The 22,721-nt window shown below is 46.7% G+C and carries 3 protein-coding genes; all 3 read left to right on the forward strand.

Annotated elements, in window-relative coordinates:
- Nucleotides 1-142 precede the first annotated feature (142 nt).
- Genes FLA_RS09270 through FLA_RS09280 form a run of 3 tightly spaced genes read left to right on the forward strand, consistent with a single transcriptional unit; the run spans nucleotide 143 to nucleotide 22,615 of the window.
- Nucleotides 143-20,266 (forward strand): Ig-like domain-containing protein, encoded by a 20,124-nt coding sequence (locus FLA_RS09270; RefSeq protein WP_144264206.1) that lies wholly within the window; start codon nucleotides 143-145, stop codon nucleotides 20,264-20,266.
- A 2-nt stretch (nucleotides 20,267-20,268) separates the two neighbouring features.
- The gene (locus FLA_RS09275) at nucleotides 20,269-21,159 is read left to right on the forward strand and encodes a PorP/SprF family type IX secretion system membrane protein (protein WP_076382783.1); all 891 of its coding nucleotides are present in this window, start codon (nucleotides 20,269-20,271) and stop codon (nucleotides 21,157-21,159) included.
- A gap of 1 nt (nucleotide 21,160) precedes the next feature.
- Nucleotides 21,161-22,615, forward strand: coding sequence for a PD40 domain-containing protein (locus tag FLA_RS09280; RefSeq protein ID WP_076382782.1), 1,455 nt, complete (start codon nucleotides 21,161-21,163; stop codon nucleotides 22,613-22,615).
- Nucleotides 22,616-22,721: the final 106 nt, after the last annotated feature.

A 22,721-nucleotide genomic window follows, 5' to 3' on the forward strand; every position in this document is an offset into this window, starting at 1 on the left:
TTCCTATCTGAGTTATTCTAATTAAGAACTTATTTATTGATGGTTTCCGGTTATTTGTTCCTGTAAAGGGACCAGATAGAGGTATGCTTTGCAGGTAACAGGGGCCAGGCCGATTATGCTAGTTTTTATGAAAAATTTTTACATGCGTACCCTTCTTACCGTCCTTTTCAGTGTTGCTGCCCTTATTACACGGGCACAGTTCCCCTACACGGAAACGTTTAAAACCTCCAGTGCACCAGGTATTGTGTTTGGCGGAACGCCCTCGGCGTTTCTGACCGCTCCCAGTATAGATGCCAATGGTAAAGGGTATTTGCGGTTTACATCGGCCAGCCAGAACCAGAAATCTTTTATCTACAGTACCACTACCTTTCCCTCAGGGTATGGTATTAATATATCGTTTGAATATTATACCTATGGTGGTAACGGAGCAGACGGTATCACCTTCTTCCTGTTCGACGCTACTGCCATCAGCAGTTTCAACGTAGGTGGTTTTGGTGGCTCACTAGGTTATGCGCAGCGTATCACGGATGATAAATCCGATACGTTACCAGGCTTAAGCAAAGGCTATATAGGTATAGGAATAGATGAGTTTGGTAATTTTAGTAATGCTACAGAAGGCCGGCAGGGTGGGATCGGGCAAAAATCCAATTCCGTAACACTAAGGGGCGCGGGTAACGGTAAAACATTGGTAAGTACCAACTATCCCTATTTAACCAGTGCACAGCTTACCGGTTTAACAGGCGGTTCGCGTACCGACACCACTTCCAGTGCTTCCGGTTACCGCAAAGCTATTATCTCTTTAACCCCTCGCACAGGCGGGGGATTTGTTGTAACTGTCAAAATTCAGAAAGGCTCTACAACCACTACTGTAATTAATAGTTACGCTTATACAACCACCCCACCTGCTAAATTTGGATTTGGACTTGGTTCTTCTACAGGTGGTAATACCAATTATCATGAAATAAGAAACCTGACTGTAGATGTTCCTGATTATACGGTGCTACTGGCGCCTACAGCCGTGGCAGATGCAGCAACTACCTGCCAGAATACTTCAGTAGGTATTGATGTTACCAATAATGATATTATTACCAACTCCGGTGGTGAATTTAACAATGCCAGCATTGACTTGGATCCTTCTTCCACGGGTGTACAAACTACCAAATCAGTAAGTGGCGGTACTTTCACTGTTAACACTACCACAGGTATTGTAACCTTTACACCTACCAGTGGCTTTACAGGAACAGCCACCGCTTCGTACACTGTAAAAGACAACTATGGTGCTGCGGCATCTAATTCAGCGAATATAACAGTAACGGTACAACCCGCTATCAGCGGTAACACACTTACTGCACCCGCTACCACTACCTTCTGCGGTAGTGGTGATGCAGCTGTTATAACAGGAGCTACTCCAACAGGAGGCTCAGGCACCTATACGTATCAATGGCAAAGCTCCACAGATGGTAACACGTTTACCAACATCAGCGGGGCCGCTTCTGCTAGTTACGATCCGCCTTCTGCCGGGCAAACATTCTATTACCAGCGAGTCGTCACGTCGGGGTCGTGTTCCTCCACATCGGCCTACGTGGCTATAGTCATACAGCCCACGGTGTCTAATAACACCATAACAGCGCCCGGTACCACCACGTTTTGTGGTAGCGGGTCGCCGGGGTCTATAACAGGGGCTACACCCTCAGGGGGTAGTGGCACTTACACGTATCAATGGCAAAGCTCTACCGATGGTACCACTTATAGTAATATAAGTGGAGCTACTGCTATTAGTTATACGCCACCTACCTTATCAACGGCGGGTACCTATTATTACCGGCGACAGGTAACGTCCGGTTCCTGTACCACTGCGTCTAATAGCAATGTGGTTACTATCACCGTACAGGGTACTATAGGTAATAATACCGTTACTGCACCTGCTGTCAGCGCTTTTTGTAGCAGTGGTGATGCAGCTGTGATTACAGCTACCACACCTACGGGGGGAAGTGGTACGTTTACCTATCAGTGGCAAAGTTCAACTGATAGCGTCAACTTTACGAATATAAGCGGGGCAACATCGGCTACATACGATCCGCCCTCCGCTACGGCAACCATGTATTACAGGCGTAACGTTATTTCCGGAAGTTGTACCGGCGGCGCTTACAGTAATATAGTGGGCATTTATATACAAAGCGCTATCAGTGGCAACTCCATTACTGCTCCTGCTGCCAGCATCTTGTGCGGCAGTGGCGATCCGGATGTCATCAATGGAAGCACACCTTCCGGTGGCAGTGGCGTGTATACTTATCAATGGCAAAGTTCAACTGATAACACCACCTTTACCAATGTCAGCGGCGCTACTTCGGCCAGCTACGATCCAGGTGTACTCAGCGCAACTACCTATTTCCGCAGGCAGGTTACATCCGGAAGCTGTGCTACCGCCAATATCAGCAATGTCATTACTATTGCCATACAGGCTGCATTAGCTAATAACACAGTTACCGCACCTGCTACCACTACCTTCTGTAGTAGCGGCGACCCTGCCAATATAGTAGGTGCTACACCTACCGGTGGCAGTGGCACGTATACGTATCAATGGCAAACCTCTTCTGATGGTACTACATTCTCCAACATCAGCGGCGCTACTGCCATCAGTTACGATCCGCCGGCTATCAGTACCACTACTTACTACAGAAGACAGGTTACATCTGGTAGCTGTACTACGCCATCTAACAGTAATGTAATTACTATTACAGTGCAAACGGCGGTAGCCAATAATAGTGTTACTGCGCCGGCTACCACTACTTTCTGTGGTAGTGGCGATGCGGCTGTGGTTACTGGCAGCACTCCAACCGGGGGCAGCGGTACCTACACGTATCAATGGCAAAGCTCTACCGATAACGTTACTTATACCAATATCAGCGGTGCTACATCTGTCAGCTACGATCCGCCTGTTGCTTCTGTAACTACTTATTACAGAAGACAGGTTGCATCTGGAAGCTGTACCACCGCCAACAATAGTAACGCTATCGTTATTACTATACAGTCAGCCATAGGAAGCAATACCATTAACACACCTTCCACGTCTACCTTCTGTGGCAGCGGCGATGCGGCTGTTATTTCAGGTAGTGCGCCAACGGGTGGTAGTGGAACCTATACTTATCAGTGGCAAAGTTCTACCGATAATAGCACCTTTTCCAACATCAGTGGTGCTACTGCGGCTACTTACGATCCACCGGTGTCTTCTGTAACTACTTATTACAGAAGACTGGTAACTTCCGGTAGCTGTACTACTGCTTCTGCCAGTAATGTGGTAACTATCACTATTGAAAGTGCCATCACCGGTAACACCTTAACAGCACCTGCTACCACTACCTTCTGTGGCAGCGGTACTCCAGGTTCTATTACCGGCAGCACACCTGCAGGTGGTAACGGAGCATTCACTTACCAATGGCAGGGTTCAACCGATGGTACCAATTATACCAATATTACTACCGGTGGTACCTCTAAAGATTATACACCAGGCGCCTTCACCAATGCCGGAACTTATTATTACCGTCGTTTGGTTACATCAGGAAGTTGTACAACTGCTGATGTATCTGCGTCTGTAGTGTTTACTGTTCAGTCTGCTATCGCGGCCAATACAGTAACTGCACCAGCTACTACCACTTTCTGTGGCAGTGGCGATGCTGCTGTAATTACCGGCAGTACACCAACCGGTGGCAGTGGCACGTATACTTATCAATGGCAAAGCTCTACTGATAACAACACCTTTACTAATATCAGTGGTGCTACAACTATTAGTTACGATCCGCCAGTAGCTTCTGTAACTACTTATTACAGACGCCTGGTAACTTCCGGTAGCTGTACAGCGGCTTCTACCAGCAATGTGGTGACTATTACCATAGAAACTGCTGTATCCGGCAATACTGTTACAGCGCCAGCCACCACTACCTTCTGCGGTAGCGGCACGCCAGGTGCTATTACCGGCGCCACCCCAACCGGTGGCAGCGGCACCTATTCTTACCAGTGGCAGCTTTCTACCGATGGCACCACTTATAATAATATTACTACCGGTGGTAACGGTAAAGATTATACGCCTGCTACGCTTACCACTGCGGGAACTTATTACTATCGTCGCCTGGTAACCTCCGGTAGTTGTACCACTGCTTCTACCAGCAATGTGGTTACTATTACTATACAGGCTTCTTTAGCTAATAATACGGCAACTGCACCTGCTACCACTACTTTCTGTGGCAGTGGCGATGCGGCTGTAATCACTGGCAGCACCCCAACCGGTGGTAGCGGCACCTATACCTATCAGTGGCAAAGTTCTGCTGATGGTTCCACATATACTAACATCAGTGGTGCTACAGCCATTAGTTACGATCCGCCGGTTGCTACAGCTACTACTTATTACCGCCGCCTGGTAACCTCCGGTACCTGTACGTCTGCTTCTATCAGTAACGAAGTGCTCATCACTATACAGGCTGCTATAGCAGGCAATACTGTTACTGCACCTGCTACCACTACCTTCTGTGGCAGTGGCGATGCTGCGGTAATTGCCGGCAGCACCCCAACCGGTGGCAGTGGTACCTTTAGTTATCAGTGGCAAAGTTCTACGGATAACGTAAGCTTTACCGATATCAGTGGCGCTACATCTTCCAGCTACGATCCGCCAACAGTGTCAGTTACTACTTATTATCGCCGCCAGGTAACCTCTGGTAGCTGTACTGTTGCTTCCGGCAGCAACGTAGTAACTATTACTATACAAAGCGCGATAGCCAATAATACCTTAACGGCGCCTGCTACCACCACCTTCTGTGGCAGCGGCGATGCAGCGGTAATTACCGGCAGCACACCAACCGGTGGTAGCGGAACCTTTACTTATCAATGGCAAAGTTCTACCGATGGTGCCACTTATACCAACATCAGTGGAGCTACTTCGGCCAGCTACGATCCGCCATCTGTATCTGCTACTACTTATTTCCGTCGCCTGGTAACCTCCGGTAGCTGTACCACTGCCAATAGCAGTGCTGCAGTGATCATTACCATCCAGTCAGCGCTGGGTAATAACACAGCTACTGCGCCTGCTACTACCACCTTCTGTGGCAGTGGCGATGCAGCGGTTATTACTGGCAGCGCACCAACTGGTGGCAATGGCACCTATACCTATCAGTGGCAAAGCTCTACTGATGGAACTAACTTTACCGATATCAGCGGTGCTACTTCAATCAGTTATGATCCTCCATCAGTTTCTGTAACAACTTATTACAGAAGAGCTGTAACTTCCGGCAGTTGTACCGTTCCTTCCACCAGCAATGTCATCACTATTACTATACAGGCTGCCATTGCCGGTAATACTGTTACCGCACCTGCTACTACTACCTTCTGCGGTAGTGGCGATGCGGCTGTAATTACAGGAGCCACCCCAACAGGTGGTGATGGAACTACTTATACCTACCAATGGCAAAGCTCTGCTGATGGTACCACATTCTCTAATATCAGCGGCGCAACCTCGGCCAGTTATGATCCACCGGCTGCCAGTGTCACTACTTATTACAGAAGGCTGGTAACCTCCGGCAGCTGTACCTCCGCTTCTTTCAGCAATGTGGTAACTATTGCTATCCAGGCTACAGTAGGAAATAACGTGCTTACTGCACCTGCTACCACTACCTTCTGCGCCAGTGGCGATCCTGCCGTTATTAACGGCAGCACCCCAACCGGTGGCGATGGTACCAACTATACCTATCAGTGGCAAAGCTCTACAGATGGCAGCACTTACACTGTTATCAGTGGTGCTACTTCTGCCAGCTATGATCCTCCGGCAATAAGCCAGACAACTTATTATAGAAGAGCGGTAACTTCCGGCAGCTGTACGGGTGCGGTATTTAGTAATGTGGTGATAATGACCGTACAGTCTGCTATTGCAGGCAATACGGTTACTGCGCCTGCTACTACCACTTTCTGTGCCAACGGGGATGCGGCTGTTATCACCGGTGCTACGCCAACAGGTGGTGATGGCACCAATTACAGTTATCAGTGGCAACGGTCTACGGATAACGTAACGTTCACGAATATCAGTGGCGCTACTGCTATCAGTTACGATCCGCCTTCACTTACGCAAACTGCTTATTACAGAAGACAGGTTACTTCAGCAAGCTGTGTAACTCCTTCTAACAGCAATGCTATTACTATTACTATACAACCGGCTATTGCGGGTAATACGGTTACCGCGCCTGCCACCACCACCTTCTGTGGCAGTGGTGATGCAGCGGTAATTACCGGTGCTACCCCAACCGGTGGCAGTGGTACGTATACTTATCAGTGGCAAAGTTCTACTGATGGCACCACCTTCAGTAATATAACCGGCGCTACTTCGGCTAGTTACGATCCGCCAAGCGCCACCGTAACTACTTACTATCAGCGCCTGGTTACTTCCGGCAGCTGTACAGTAGCCAGCATTAGCAACGTAGTAACTATTACCGTACAGGCTACCCTGGCAGGTAATACTATTACGGCTCCTGCTACCACTACTTTCTGTGCCAGTGGCGATCCTGCTGCTATTGCAGGCAGCACGCCAACCGGTGGCAGTGGCACGTACACTTATCAGTGGCAAAGCTCCACCGATGGCACCACCTTTGCTGATATCAGCGGTGCTACCAGTGCCAGCTACGATCCTCCGGTAATCAGTCAAACTACTTATTTCAGAAGGCAGGTAACCTCTGGTAGCTGTACCACGGCTATTACCAGCAATGTGGTTACGTTTACCGTACAGGCTGCTATAGCTAATAATACCGCTACCGCGCCAGCTACCACCACCTTCTGTGGCAGTGGCACGCCGGGTGCTATCACCGGCAGCACGCCAACCGGTGGCAGCGGCACTTATACTTACCAATGGCAACTGTCAACGGATGGTACTACTTATAGTAACATCAGCGGCGCAACCGCCATTAACTATACACCGGCAGCATTTACTACTGCCGGAAACTACTATTTCCGTCGTCAGGTAACCTCTGGTAGCTGTACGGTAGCCAGCATCAGCAATGCAGTGCAGTTTACCGTAGTGGCAACAGTGGCTAATAACACCATTACCGCACCAGCTACCTCTACATTCTGTGCTACCGGCGATGCCAGTATTATCACCGGCGCTACGCCAACCGGTGGGGGAGGTATCTATGTGTACCAATGGCAAAGCTCGGTCAACAACAGCACGTTCACCAATATCAGTGGGGCTACTTCTGCCAGCTACGATCCGCCGGCTGCAACAGCAACTACTTACTATCGCAGATTAGTGGCTACCAGCACCTGTACTTCTGCTTCTATCAGCAACGTGGTAACGGTTACCATACAGCCTGCTATTGGCAATAACACCATTGCTCCCACAAATGGCATTACCAATTACTGTGGAAATGTAACAGGTAACAGCAATACCGGTTCTCTGCCAACCGGTGGCGATGGCACTAATTATATTTATGAATGGCAGTATTCTCTGGATGGTGGTACCACCTATAATACGGCTATGGGCGCAGCCAATAGTCAGAATTATACCTATAATGATGTACTTACTCCGGGTACCTATGTTATCCGCAGGGTGGTGTCATCAGGTGCGTGTGCTACCCCATCCGCCAGCAATACCATCACTTATACAGTTCAGGCAAGCCTGGATAACAATAAAATCACCGCGCCAACACCATCAGCGTTCTGCGGTAATGTGTCAAGCGGCACAACTATCAATGGCAGCACGCCAACCGGTGGTAGCGGCACCTATACTTACCAGTGGCAAAGCTCTGCCAACAACACTACGTATACCAATGTGGCCTCAGGTGGCACCGGCATTAACTTTACAGTGCCTACCACCCAAACCACCAGTGTTTACTATAGAAGAGCGGTTACATCCGGCAACTGTACCACGCCTATATTCAGTGATACCGTGCTGATTACCGTTTCTCCAACACCAACTACGGCCAATGCAGGTCCGGTACAGCGTTTTGCATGTACCAGCACTACACTGGCTGGTAATAATCCAACCAGTGGTACCGGTACATGGAGCCAGGTATCTGGTCCTAACACGGCTACTTTTGCCAGTGCAGGTCAGTACAATACAGGTGTAAGCAACCTGATACCGGGTACTTATGTGTTCCGCTGGTCTATTGCTACCGCTGCTCCATGTACGCCAAGTACGGATACCATGTCTATACTGGTACTGAAAGCACCAACGGCTGTAAACGATCAGTCAGCGGCCACTACCGGTATAACTGAAAATATCAATATCCTGGCTAATGATATAGCAGGTAGTGCTCCATTCTCTGCAGGAGTGGTAATTACGATAGTTTCCGGTTCTACTAATGGAAGCACCATTGTAGTCAACGGTACTACTATTGATTATACCAGTGCAGCATCTGGTGGCGACAATTTCAGTTATACCATAACAGATGCCAACGGGGTGGTTTCTAACGTGGCTACTGTAACTATTAACAGCAACAGTGCCCCAACTGCGTTAGATGATTCTGCTACTACTGTGCAGAATACCCCTGTGGTAATTAATGTGCCAGGCAATGATTCCGATCCGGATGGCACATTAAACCTGGCCACCGTTACTGTTATTACACCGGAAGCACATGGTTCGTTAAGTGTGAATACTTCAAACGGACAGGTTACTTATACACCCACTACCAATTATTTTGGTAACGATGAGTTTACCTATACCATCAATGATAATTCGGGAGCAACTTCCAATACTGCGGTGGTGAGAATTACGGTATATGGCATACCTGTGGCTAATAACGATGACACGGTTACGAATATCAATATTCCTGTTACTATCCCTGTGCTGAATAATGATACAGATCCGGAAAACTCATTGGACGAGAGTACGGTTACCATTGTAAGTACCAGTGGAGGCAGTGCTGTGCCTAGTGCGGACGGCACTGTAACCTATACTCCGCCTGCAAATGTGAGCGGAACTTACACCTTCACCTATCATGTTACGGATAACCAGGGTGTGGTAAGTAACAATGCTACTGTTACCATACGCGTAAACGCGCCACCGGTAGCGGTGAACGACAGTGCACAAACAAATGCACAGTCACCGGTTACCTTTAGTCTCACCAATAACGATACAGATGCGGATGGTACCGTGATACCTTCTACTACCATTATAACACAGCAACCTGCGCATGGAAATGCCTCGGTGGATGCGTCTGGTAATGCTACTTATTCACCTAATGCAGGATTCTATGGCAGAGATACCCTCCGGTATACTGTGAAGGATAATAACGGTGGGGTGTCTAATGTGGGTCTAGCTATTATTAAAGTAAATGCCCTGCCAACTGCTAATAACGACAGGGATACTACTAATATCAATACCGCCAAAACCATTAATGTTATTGCCAACGATACCGATCCGGATGGCACTATTAATGGTTCAAGCATTATTATTACTACGGCACCTGCACATGGCACTGCCGTAGCGGGTGCAACGCCTGGAACGGTGGTGTATACTCCTGCTACAGGTTATACGGGCATCGACAACTTCGCTTATACAGTAAATGATAACCTGGGTGGAACGTCTAACCCGGCAACGGTTATCGTGCTGGTGAATGCGGCGCCGGTTGCTACAAACGATACCGTATCTATTGGCAGAAATGCACCTGTTGCTATAGATGTTACGGCAAACGACTACGATGCAGATGTGGCGGTGGATAAAACCAGCGTTTCTGTTGTGGCTTCACCTGCACATGGCACTTATAGCCTTAACAGTACAACTGGTGTAATCACCTATACGTCTACCGGCACTTATTTTGGCCTGGATAGCCTGAAATATACCGTGAAAGACAACCTGGGTGTTACATCCAATGTGGCTACTGTTTACATCAATGTAAATTCAGCACCTGTGGCTGTAAACGATGCTGCTGCTACCAACCAGGATAATGCAGTGGTTATCAATATTCTGGCCAACGATACAGATGCCAGTGGCACTCTTGTGCCATCTACAGTAAGTGTGGTTACGCAACCAAATTATGGTACATTAACACTGAACAATACCACCGGTGCAGTTACCTACACGCCAAATACAGGTTATTATGGCAGAGACACATTCTATTACAGAGTATCTGATAATAATAATCAGACTTCCAATACTGCCCAGGTAATAGTAACCGTAAATGCAAAACCGGTGGCTAATCCTGATAATGCGGTAGTTACCTTAAACAGCAGTGCCATCATCAACCTTATCCAGAACGATACTGATGCGGATGGTACTATCGATCCAACCAGTATTGTCATCGTTTCTGCTGCGGGTAATGGTAATGTGGTGGTAAATAACAACGGTACCGTAACCTATACGCCGAATAATAACTTTGCGGGTTCTGACCAGTTCAGCTATACCGTAAAAGACAATAACGGCCTGGTATCTAATACCGCTATAGTGAATGTTACTGTAAACAAACCTCCTGTGGCCGTAGCGGATAGTGCAGTAACCAATGTGAATACCGCTGCTACTATTAATGTGGCTGCTAATGATTCAGATCCTGACGGAACCCTGGATCTCACCAGCCTGTTGGTCATCAGCAACGTAACACATGGTACCTTAACCAATAATAACAATGGTACGTTTACATATACTCCGGCAGCTAACTATACCGGTCCGGATCAGTTTACTTACACTATTAAAGACAATAATGGTGCTGTGAGTGATACCGCGCTGGTAACCATTCGTGTGAACCGTCCGCCGGTAGCAGTGAATGATACGGCAGTGTCTATCAATGGCGCTAATGTGGCTATTTCTGTACTCACCAACGATTCAGATGCAGATGGTACGTTAGTGGTTGGTAGTGTAACTATTACTACGCAACCGTTACATGGCACCGCTACGGTAAGTGTGAACGGCAGGGTTATTTACACGCCAACATCAGGTTATACGGGCCTGGATAGTCTGAAATACACCGTGCAGGATAATGACGGTGCAACGTCTAACATAGCCAATGTGCGCATTAAAATAGATGCTGCGCCAGTAGCTGCCAACGACAGCGCAAATACCAACAGAAACACCCCTGTTACCATCAATGTGGTGGCTAACGATACCGATGCAGATGGTACCATTGTGCCAGGAAGTGTGCTTATTGTAACACAGCCTGCTAACGGTACGCTTGCCGCCGGTTCTACTGCGGGTAGCTATGTATATACGCCTAATACCGGCTTTACCGGAACCGATCAGTTCACTTACACTGTGCAAGACAACGATGGTGCTGTATCTAATACTGCTACCGTAAAAGTGAAAGTGCTGGCAGGTGCGGTAACAGCCAATGATAATGCTGCTACCAATGCCAACCAGCCGGTAACAGTAGATGTGCTGGCTAACGATACCGATGCAGATGGCACTATACAGCCTGCTACCGTAACGGTAACCACTGCACCAGCTAATGGTACAGTAAGCGTGAATACTACTACAGGAGCTATTGCCTATACGCCAAATCCTGGCTTTACCGGTAACGACAACTTTGCTTACACCGTTCAGGATAACAACGGTGTGGTGTCTCCGGCAGCTACGGTTTCTGTGCGTGTAAATGCACTGCCAGTGGCGATAGCAGATACAGCCAATGTAGTATCGGGCGGCTTTGTCAGCATTCCTGTGGTGGCTAACGACACCGATGCAGATGGTACTATCGATCCTACATCTGTAACTATTGTACAGCCTGTAGCTAATGGAACCACCTCTGTAAACCCAACTACCGGAGCGGTAACTTACGTGCCGGCAACAGGTTTCTATGGTGTGGACAGCTTTAGTTATACTATTAAAGACAACAGCGGTGCCTTCTCTTTACCTGTAACGGTTATTGTGAATGTGAACGCACGTCCGGTGGCTGTAAATGATAGTATTGCTGTAGTGCAGAATACACCTGCACAGATAAATGTACTTACCAATGATGCTGATGTGGATGGTACTTTAAATACAGCTTCTGTAGCTATTGTTACTCAACCGGCTCATGGTACTACCAGTGTGTCTAATACAGGTGTAATCACATATACACCTGCTGCGGGTTACCTGGGTGTGGATAGTTTAACTTATACTGTTCAAGACAACCTGGGTGCTGTGTCTAATATTGCCAAAGTATACTTTGGAGTGAGCGGCCAGCCTGTGGCGGTAAATGATACGGCGGTTACCAGCCTGAACACACCGGTTATTATCGATGTGCTGGATAACGATACAGATGCAGCAAATGATATAGATCCAACAACTGTGGTGGTTACCACTACGCCAACCAATGGTACGGTAAGTGTGAACCCAACTACAGGTGCTATCACCTATACTCCAAATACCGGCTTTACCGGAACGGATAATTTCTCTTATACTGTGAAGGATACATTTGGCCTGGTATCCAGCCCGGCTACTGTATCTGTGAAAATAAACGCGGTACCTGTGGCGGTACGTGATACGGCTACTACTAATCCGAACAGGGCAGTAGATATCCAGGTATCAGCCAACGATACCGACTCAGATGGTACAGTGGATAATACTACTGTAACTATTACGGCAGGTCCGTTACATGGAACGGCTACTGTAAACGCCGGAGGTGTAATTACCTACGTGCCTGCATCCGGATACAGCGGCTTAGACAGCCTGTCCTATACCATTAAGGATAATGATGGTGCAGTGTCTAACGTAGCTTACGCGGTAATAACCGTATTGGCTGCGCCAGTGGCCACTGCCGATAATATTACCATAAATGCAGGTGCAGCTACCACCTTGAATGTGGCAGCTAATGATGTAAGCACTGCGGGAACTATAGACCAATCTACTGTGGCAATAGTTACACAGCCGCTGCATGGCACTATAACAGTGGATGCGAACGGTGTGGTTACTTATGTGCCGCAAAGTGGTTACTACGGCCTGGATAGCTTCACATATACTATTGAAGACAGCAGAGGGTCTGTTTCACAACCTGGTAAAGTGGTACTGGATGTAAATGCAGTTCCGGTTGTCAGGGATGATAATGCTATCACCTCTTCCGGACGCAGTGTGGTAATTCCTGTACTGGATAATGACAGTGATATTGACGGTACCCTCATTCCATCTACAGTAACTATAGTACAGGCTCCGTTAAACGGAACGTTGAGCGTGAACCCAACTACAGGAGCTATTACCTACACGGCAAATCCTGGTTTCTCGGGTAGTGATAACTTCAGTTACACTGTTCAGGATAGCGATGGCGGTACTTCACAGCCTGCCAGTGTGCAGGTAATAGTGAATCCATTACCGGGTGTGGTGAATGATATGGCAGGTGTAACCAGGGATTCTACTGTGGTAGTGAATGTATTAGGCAACGACACAGCTCCGTCAGGAACGCTGGTACCTGGTACAGTAACTATTACTACGCCGCCAGCCCACGGTACTGTTACAGTTAACCCAACCACCGGTGCGGTAACCTATGTGCCTGCAACAGGTTTTATAGGGGTAGACAGCTTTGCTTACACCGTGAAATCTTCCGATAGCACGGTAAGTAATCCTGCTACGGTTACCTTAAGGGTATACAATCCGCCAGTGGCTGTAAATGATATTACAAACGGTACACAGGGGACCGCTATTAACTTCCCGGATGTGTTCCTGAACGATATCCCTGCCAATGGAGCACTGAATAATTCAATGTTCGTACTGGTAGGTGAATTTAAGCATGGTTCTGTAATAGTATTGCCAGGTCAGAACGGCGCTATTTATACGCCGGATTCCACATTCTATGGAGCAGACACGGCCATCTATCGAATTGTAGATAGTGTAGGAGCTATATCCAACAATGCGTACATTATTATCAATGTAAATGCAAAACCAATTGCCAATGGCGACACGGCTAACGGCAAACAAGATGCACCGGTTGCTGTGGATGTAACCGCTAACGATATAGATCCGGATGGAACTATTGATAAAACAACGGTTACTATCATCCAGGCACCACAACATGGCACCGTAACGGTAGATCCTGTAACAGGTGTAATCACCTATACACCTAACCCGGGTTATATAGGTGCAGATAACTTTAACTACACCGTGAAGGATAACCTGGGTGTAGCAAGTTCACCTGCTAATGGAGGTGTGACAATTATAGTGGCAGGCCTTCCTGTAGCAGGCCGCGATGTAGTACTGGTGAACCAGAAAGACACCGCGCAAATAGATGTTACGGCTAACGATACTGATCCGGATGGTCATCCGCTGGATAAAACCACGGTAACCATTGTTACGCCACCTGCACATGGCAGCGTAACCGTAGATCCGGTAACAGGCGTGGTAACATATATACCAGCTACGGGTTACTATGGTGTAGATTCATTTACTTACACCATTTCAGATAGCGAAGGCATAGCGTCTAATCCGGGTACTGTTAACATTACGGTAAACAGCCTGCCAATAGCCAGCGATTATGCGGCTACTACTCAACAGGATACCCCTGTGAGTGCAGACGTTTCCGGTAATGATACCGACCTGGATGGTACTATCGATCGCACTAGTGTACAGATAGTAAGACAGCCTGCTCATGGCACAGTTACCGTAAGCGCTAACGGTATTATTACCTACACGCCAAATCCAGGCTACTACGGTATGGATACCTTAAGCTACAACGAGCGTGATAACAACGGTGGCTTAAGTAATGAGGCATTACTGGTAATTACAGTTGATGCAAAACCGGTAGCGGCCAATGATAATGCTACTACTACGCAGAATACGCCGGTAGCAGTAGATGTAACTGCCAATGATAGCGATCCGGATGGCAGTGTAGATAAATCTTCTGTAACTATTGTTACTCCGCCTGCTCATGGTGCTGTAACGGTAGATCCGGTAACGGGTGTGGTAACTTATACGCCTGATCCGGGATATATAGGAGTAGATTCCTTCACTTACACCGTAAGGGATAGTAAGGGCATTACAAGCGCAGCTGCTGCAACAGTGAATGTGGGTATTAACCCTGTGCCTGTAGCAGGTAATGACAATGCTGTAATTGTACAGGATGCTCCAATAATAATAGATGTAACCGCTAACGATTCGTCACCGGCGGGTATTAATAAAGGCACGGTTACTATTGTTACACCGCCACAACATGGCACCGTAACAGTAGATCCTGTAACAGGAGTGATAACCTATACGCCGCAGGCAGGCTTTACCGGTATGGATAACTTCACTTATACGGTAAGGGATAGCCTGGGCACTGTTTCGCCGGCAGCATCAGTAGACCTGACCATTTACAACAGACCTGTTGCAACAGGCGACAGTGCTACCACCGTAGCAGGTGCACCAATTACCATTGATGTAACCGGTAACGATGTGGATGTGAACGGCCAGGTGGATGTAAGTACCATCACTATCACCACACCACCACAAAATGGTACCGTGAGCGTAGATGCTACTACAGGCCTGGTAACTTATACACCTGCAACAGCCTTCAGTGGTTTGGATAGCTTCCGCTATACTATCACCGATAGCAGAGGTGCGGTATCACTGCCAGGTGTGGTAATTATAACTGTGAATGGTAAACCAATAGTAATGCCTGATACTGCTGTTGTAATAGTAGATTCTTCGGTAGTAATACCTGTATTGGCTAACGACATGGTACCGGGGGGCAGCTTCAATAATGGCTCATTAACAGTTGTTACACAGCCTGCTCATGGAACCGTATACGTAGATACAGCTACCGGTACTATCAGGTACACGCCTGTAGATGGGTATGTAGGCAATGATACCTTTACGTACACTATCCAGGATAGCAGAGGTGTTTCTTCTGATCCTGTAACGGTAACCGTAACGGTAGACGAAAGACCAATTGCGAATAACGATGGCGGGGTGGTTACTTATACCAATGTACCTGCAACGATAGATGTGTTAAGCAACGACACGGATGGAGGCAATGCGTTGGTGCCATCCTCTGTAACTATTGTGCAGCAACCTGCACATGGTACCATCACTATAGACGGCACTACCGGTAAGGTAACCTATACGCCGGCCACTGGTTTTGCAGGTGTGGATACCTTTACTTATACCGTAACTAATAGCCTGGGTATTGTTTCTCTGCCAGGTATGGTTTCCATTAAAATAAATGGCTATCCTATTGCTGTGGCAGATAGCGTAAGCACCAACCCGGGCCGTGCGGTTGCTATTGATGTAACCTTTAATGATGCACAATACGACGGCATACCGCTGGTGAAAGAAACGGTAGCTATTAATTCACAGCCTGCACATGGTACAGTGAGCGTGAATGCCGCCACGGGTGTGGTAACCTATACGCCAAATAATGGATTTAGTGGTATCGACCTGTTTACCTACACTATTAAGGATTCTGCTGGTGCAATATCCAATGCTGCACCGGTAACGATAGTGGTAAATGCTACCAATGTTGCTCCTATAGGTGTGGCGGATTCTCTAACTACTAATATCAGTACGGTGGTGGTGATAGATGTGACCAATAACGATATAATTGCAGGTGGCGCCTTTGACACTACTTCTCTTACTATCGTGAAACGCCCTGCACATGGAACTATTAGTACAGATGTAATAGCAGGCAGCATTGTTTATACTCCTGCTCCTGGATATCTAGGATTAGATACATTTACGTATACTTTCCGGGATAAGCAAGGGTTATTAAGTAATGAAACCGGTGTTTATATTACTGTAGTGCAGAGCGAAGGTGGGCCATTGGCTGTGACAGATGGTTTTTATACTGCACAAGGGCAGCCGGTTATAATGGATATTATAGCTAATGATATCCCTTCAGCAGGCACTACACTGGTGAAATCCAGTGTGGCTATAAAAACTGTACCTGCACATGGTTCAATATCTGTCGATTCACTTGGTAGGGTCACTTACACACCTGTTGCCGGATTTGCGGGTCTTGATTACTTCGCTTACACTATAACAGATAATAATGGTATAGAAAGTAATGCAGCCCTGGCATTTATCCAGGTGAACAGACCTCCTGTAGCTGTAGCTGATACCGCATATACTACAGTAAACGTAGCAAGGGCTGTGAATGTAACGGCTAACGATACCGATTCGGATGGTACCATCAATAAATTAACCGTAGCTGTAACTGTACCGCCATTACATGGTACGGCTGTAACTGACGCTGCTACCGGAAATGTGATCTATACGCCGGCTAATAGTTTTGTTGGAGTAGATAGTCTGAAGTATATAGTAAGAGATAATAGTGGATCGCCTTCCAACGTAGCAACAGTGGTGGTGTACGTAAGTGCAACTAACATACCGCCTGTAGCAGTAAATGACAACCTGGCAACGAGCAGGAATACGTCAAGAGCTGTGAATATTACGGCGAATGATACGGATAAGGATGGTACGGTAGATCCGAAAACGGTAACAATTGTATCTCAGCCAACGCATGGTATTGTAACAGTTAATGCAACTACGGGTGTAGTTACTTTTGCGCCAGCAGCAGATTACGCAGGTACAGATGCGTTTACTTACACTGTAAAAGATAATCTGGGTACTGTTTCTAATGTGGCTACAGTTTATATGACTGTATCAGCTGTGAACGTCCCGCCTGTGGCTAATAATGATGTGGCAATTATTCAATTCAATAAACCAGGTACTATAACAGTTACTGATAACGATACAGATGCAGATGGTACTTTAGATGTAACCAGCATTGTTGTTACCCGTTTACCGGTAAATGGTACTATAACAATAGATTCTGCAACCGGAATTATTACATATACACCTGGCTTTAATTATTCGGGAACAGATAACTTCACTTATACCGTGAAGGATAACAGCAGCTCTGTAAGTAATGAAGCTACAGTAAGCATTATAGTGATACCATTAAATGTGGCACCTGTAACAGTAATAGACAGCGCTTCTACTGCGGCTAATACAGCAGTTGCTATTAATGTAACGGCGAATGATTACGATACAGACGGTAACCTGTTGTACAACACGGTAACGCTTACCCAACAGCCAATACATGGCTCGGTAACGGTAAATAACACCACGGGTATTGTAACCTATACGCCACAAACCGGATTTGTGGGTATAGATAGCATGAAGTATACTATACAGGATAATACGGGTAGCGTAAGCACGCCAACATCGATTATCGTAAGAGTAGGCCAGGTGCCGCCGGTGGCTGTAAACGATCAGGCAATTGGTGTAGTCAATATACCGGTAACCATCAATGTAACCGCTAATGATACGGATGCGGATGGTTCGATACTGCCATCTACAGTGTCCATCAGCAGTGGCGCTGCCAACGGTACGGTAACAGTGGGTGCTAATGGTGTGGTTACTTATACACCAGCAACGGGTTACACAGGTGTAGACAGCTTTAAGTATACCGTGAAGGATAATAGCCTGAACCTGAGCAACGTGGCTACTGTATATATCACTGTGGGTAACGCAGTAATACCACCGGTGGCTAACAGAGACAGTGCGACTACTATCTTTAACACAGCAGTTACTATAGATGTAACAGCCAATGATACCGACCTGGATGGTACTGTGAATAAAACCACCGTAACCATCACTACTCAGGCGGTGCATGGTGTAACAGCTGTAAACAGTACAACGGGTGTTATCACTTACACTCCAATATTCGGATACAGTGGCCTGGATAGTCTGAAATACACTGTGAAGGATGACAAAGGAAATATTTCTAATGTGGCTACGGTGATCATAACCATTACAGTGCCGAATGCGGCTCCTGTAGCGGTGAACGATGTGGCTACTACTACTGCCAATACTGCGGTGAATATAGATGTAACTGCCAATGATACAGATAGCGATGGAACGTTGAATAAAGCAACCGTAACGATTATTACGCAACCTGTACATGGTATTCTCTCTGTAAACAGCGCAACAGGTGTGGTTACTTATACACCGGCAGCCGGATACACGGGTGTAGATAGCTTCAAATACACCGTAAAAGATAACCTGGGTGTAGTATCTAATATTGCAACAGCGAACATTACGGTAGGTGTGGCTAATACGGCGCCGGTAGCGAAAGCAGATACGGTAACTACCACCACTGTAACAGCAGTTGCCATCAATGTAACGGCGAATGATACGGATGCCGACGGTACGATCAATAAAGCGAGCGTTACCATTGTTGCTCAGCCGCTGCATGGTGTAGTAAGTATCAATACTACCACAGGTGTGGTAACCTATACACCGGTAGCTGCTTACAATGGTGTGGATAGCTTTAAGTACACAGTGGCCGATAACAACGGCAATGTGAGCAACGCTGCCACAGTAATCATTACGGTAGGTGCACCAAATGCCAAACCGGTAGCGGTAGCAGATAATGCCACCACCACCACTGGCTCTGCGGTGATCATAGATGTTACTGCCAACGATACCGATAGTGATGGCACAGTTAATAAGGGAAGTGTGAACGTGGTTTCACTGCCTGCCAACGGAAGTGTAAGCGTAAATGCTGCTACGGGTGTGGTAACCTACACGCCAAACAGCGGATTTACCGGCACAGACTCCTTCACTTATACGGTGGAAGATAACAGTGGTAATGTGTCGAATGCGGTTACCGTAACAATAACAGTGCTGCAGCCGTCCGGTATAGCCCTTGCCAAAGCGATGACTTCTGTTACCAGAACTGTAGACGGATCGTACAACATCAGTTATGTGTTTATGATCACGAATACAGGTACTGATACGCTGCGAAACATTCAGGTAACTGATAACTTAACAGCAGTATTCGGTAGCGGAGCCACCATACTGATGAAAACCATCAATGCTTCTGGCTCACTGGTGGCTAACAGCCTGTTCAACGGCTCTGGTAATATTAACCTGTTAAGCGGTAGCGGTACACTGTTACCAGGCAAAACAGATAGTATCAACCTGTTGATCAATGTGGCTTCCAGTGGTGATGGCACGTTCAACAACACGGCTACGGCTACTGCCACCGGCAGAAATAACGCCGCAGTAACCGATGTGAGTGTGAACGGACGCGATCCGCAGGCAGCAGGCAACAGCACAACACCGGTAACATTAACTAAACCATCGGTGTACATACCAAACGGCTTCTCGCCAAACAATGACGGTGTGAACGACAACTTCGTTGTACGCAATACCAACGGCAAAGCCATTCATCTGGAAGTGTACAACCGTTGGGGTAACCTGGTATTCAAAGATGAAAACTATGCGAATACATGGAGTGGTCAATGTAACCAGGGATTACGCTTAGGCAGCAAATTACCGGATGGAACCTACTTCTATGTTGTAGTGCTGGAAGGTGGTGAGAAATATGTAGGCTACGTTACCTTAAAACGCTAAGTATGAAAAAATTACTAGTACTGATTCTGATGATTTTTGAACTGGGCCTGGATGCGAATGCGCAACAGGACGCTATGTACTCCCAATATATGTTTAACACGCTGGCTATTAACCCCGCTTACGCGGGGAGCCGGAACGTGTTATCGGCCACTGCCTTATATCGCAGGCAGTGGGTAGGGATAGACGGGGCTCCTAAAACGGGAACGATAAGTGTTGATGCACCTGTAAGTAGTAAAAACCTGGGTTTAGGCTTACAGATCATCAGCGATAAAATAGGGGTTACCAGCACCACAGGTATTAACACCAGTTATGCATATAAGATCCATACCGGTAAAGGAACTTTATCTGTGGGGTTACAGGCAGGCTGGAGCCAGTATAAAGGTGATTATATGTCGTCTAACCTGGAGCAGGGAACGGATGTGCCTTTTAAACAAAACGTAAATAAGTCGTACTTCAACTTTGGAACGGGTTTGTACTATAGCACCAGTAAATGGTACATAGGTTTGTCGGCTCCTCAGTTGTTGAATAACGTGGCGCTGGTGAATAACCAACTGCATATGTTCCTTGCTGCGGGTTATGTGTTTCCGATTGGTGACGACTTTAAGCTGAAGCCATCTATCCTTTTAAAAGGAGTAGAGGGGGCACCATTGGAGGCAGATTTGAATGCTACTTTATGGATATTAGACCTGGTGGCTGTAGGTGCGCAATACCGCACCAAAGCCGATGTGGCTGGTATGGTAGAAGTGCAGGTATTGCCTCAGTTGCGCCTGGGTTATTCTTACGACAGAAGTACTACCACGCTGTCTAATTACAATTCGGGCAGCCATGAGTTAATGGTACGTTTTGAGTTTGGATTTGAAAAGGACAGAGTTTTATCACCCAGATATTTTTAGTATGAAACAATTTTATATCATAATTGCCAAAATAGGGGTGTTATGTTTACTGCTTTTGCAGTGCCTGCCAGCTACTGCAGATGATGTACACAACCGTATTTTAACCAGGGCTATAAAGGCGTATAAAAACCTGCAATACCAGGAAGCTGCCAAATTGCTGAAAGATGTGATCAGCTATAAAAAAATGTCCGAAGATTTGCAGGTAGAAGAGATGCTGGCTATTAGCCTGCGTAAACTGGACCGTGTGCCGGATGCCACCTTCTGGTACCGGAAACTAGTACATAGCAGTGACCCCAAACCATCCTGGTTTTTGCATTACGCGCAATTGCTGGCCAGTATGGAGTTGTACGATTCTGCTGCTCTGTACTACGGTAAGTATGCTACCTTAATGCCTGCTGATAAAAGAGGAGATGCTTTTGCAAAAGCATATGCCAATATTGCTGATTTAAAAAAGGGCAATAAGCAGTTCCAGGTATTTTTCACAAACATCAATACAGATGCTTCTGAATACTCCCCGATGTTTTACAAAGGCGGATTATTGTTTACCAGTAACCGGAGGATAAACGGCAGTGTGAAAAATGTATATGGATGGAATAAGTCTCCTTATTCTGACATTTACGAGGTAGATACCTTGTCCATTATACTGCCGGAAGAGCCTGACAGTTTACTGGCTGATGTAAGAAGAAATCCTAATAAATACCGTAGCCAGTTGCATGCCTTAAAAACTGCTATTGCAGAAGAAAGTCCAGGCGATAACAGGCGTATGGGGTTCTATGATGAATCAATGGCAGGCGATACGCTGGGAGCTATCAGCAAAATAGAGGGAGTACATCAGTTTAAAGGCTCTGTGAATAGCCGTTTTCATGAAGGCTCCACTTCCATAGGGCCTGATGGTACTATTTACTTTACCCGTAGTAGTCACAAAAGAAACAATTTTGGTCGCAGTACGGATGGCGTTTTCAGGTTGCAGATTTTTAATACTGCCAAAAACGACAGGGGTGTAGAACCTTTTAAATACAATGATGAAGACTGGAGCAATGCGCATCCTGCTGTAAGCAAAGATGGCTTATTCATGATATTTACTTCTGATAAACCTGGTAGCGTGGGCGGCACTGATTTGTACCTGTGTACCAGGGATAAAATTACTTCGCAATGGAACGCACCGGTAAATTTGGGGCCACTGATAAACACAGAGGGAAATGAAGCTTTTTCTTATATAGATAACAACGGTACCTTGTTTTTTGCATCTGACGGTCATCCAGGTTTAGGTGGTCTGGATATTTTTAGTATAGCGCTGAACCCCAACACGCATAGGCCGGAAGGAACCGTTACACATTTAGGTGCGCCGGTAAATTCACCGAAAGATGATTTTGGTTTTATATGGAGCGATGAATGGAATAAAGGATATTTTTCTTCTAATCGCAGAGGTAATGATGATATTTATATAGTGAAGTAACACTATTATTTTATGGCTTTTGTTTATAGGTGAGGCGGGAGAACAAGGGCTCCTGCCTTTTTTTTAAGAAGGCCGCTACTGTGGTAAACACCACAGAGCGGCCTTT

The sequence above is a fragment of the Filimonas lacunae genome (genome assembly GCF_002355595.1).
Lineage (GTDB): Bacteria > Bacteroidota > Bacteroidia > Chitinophagales > Chitinophagaceae > Filimonas > Filimonas lacunae.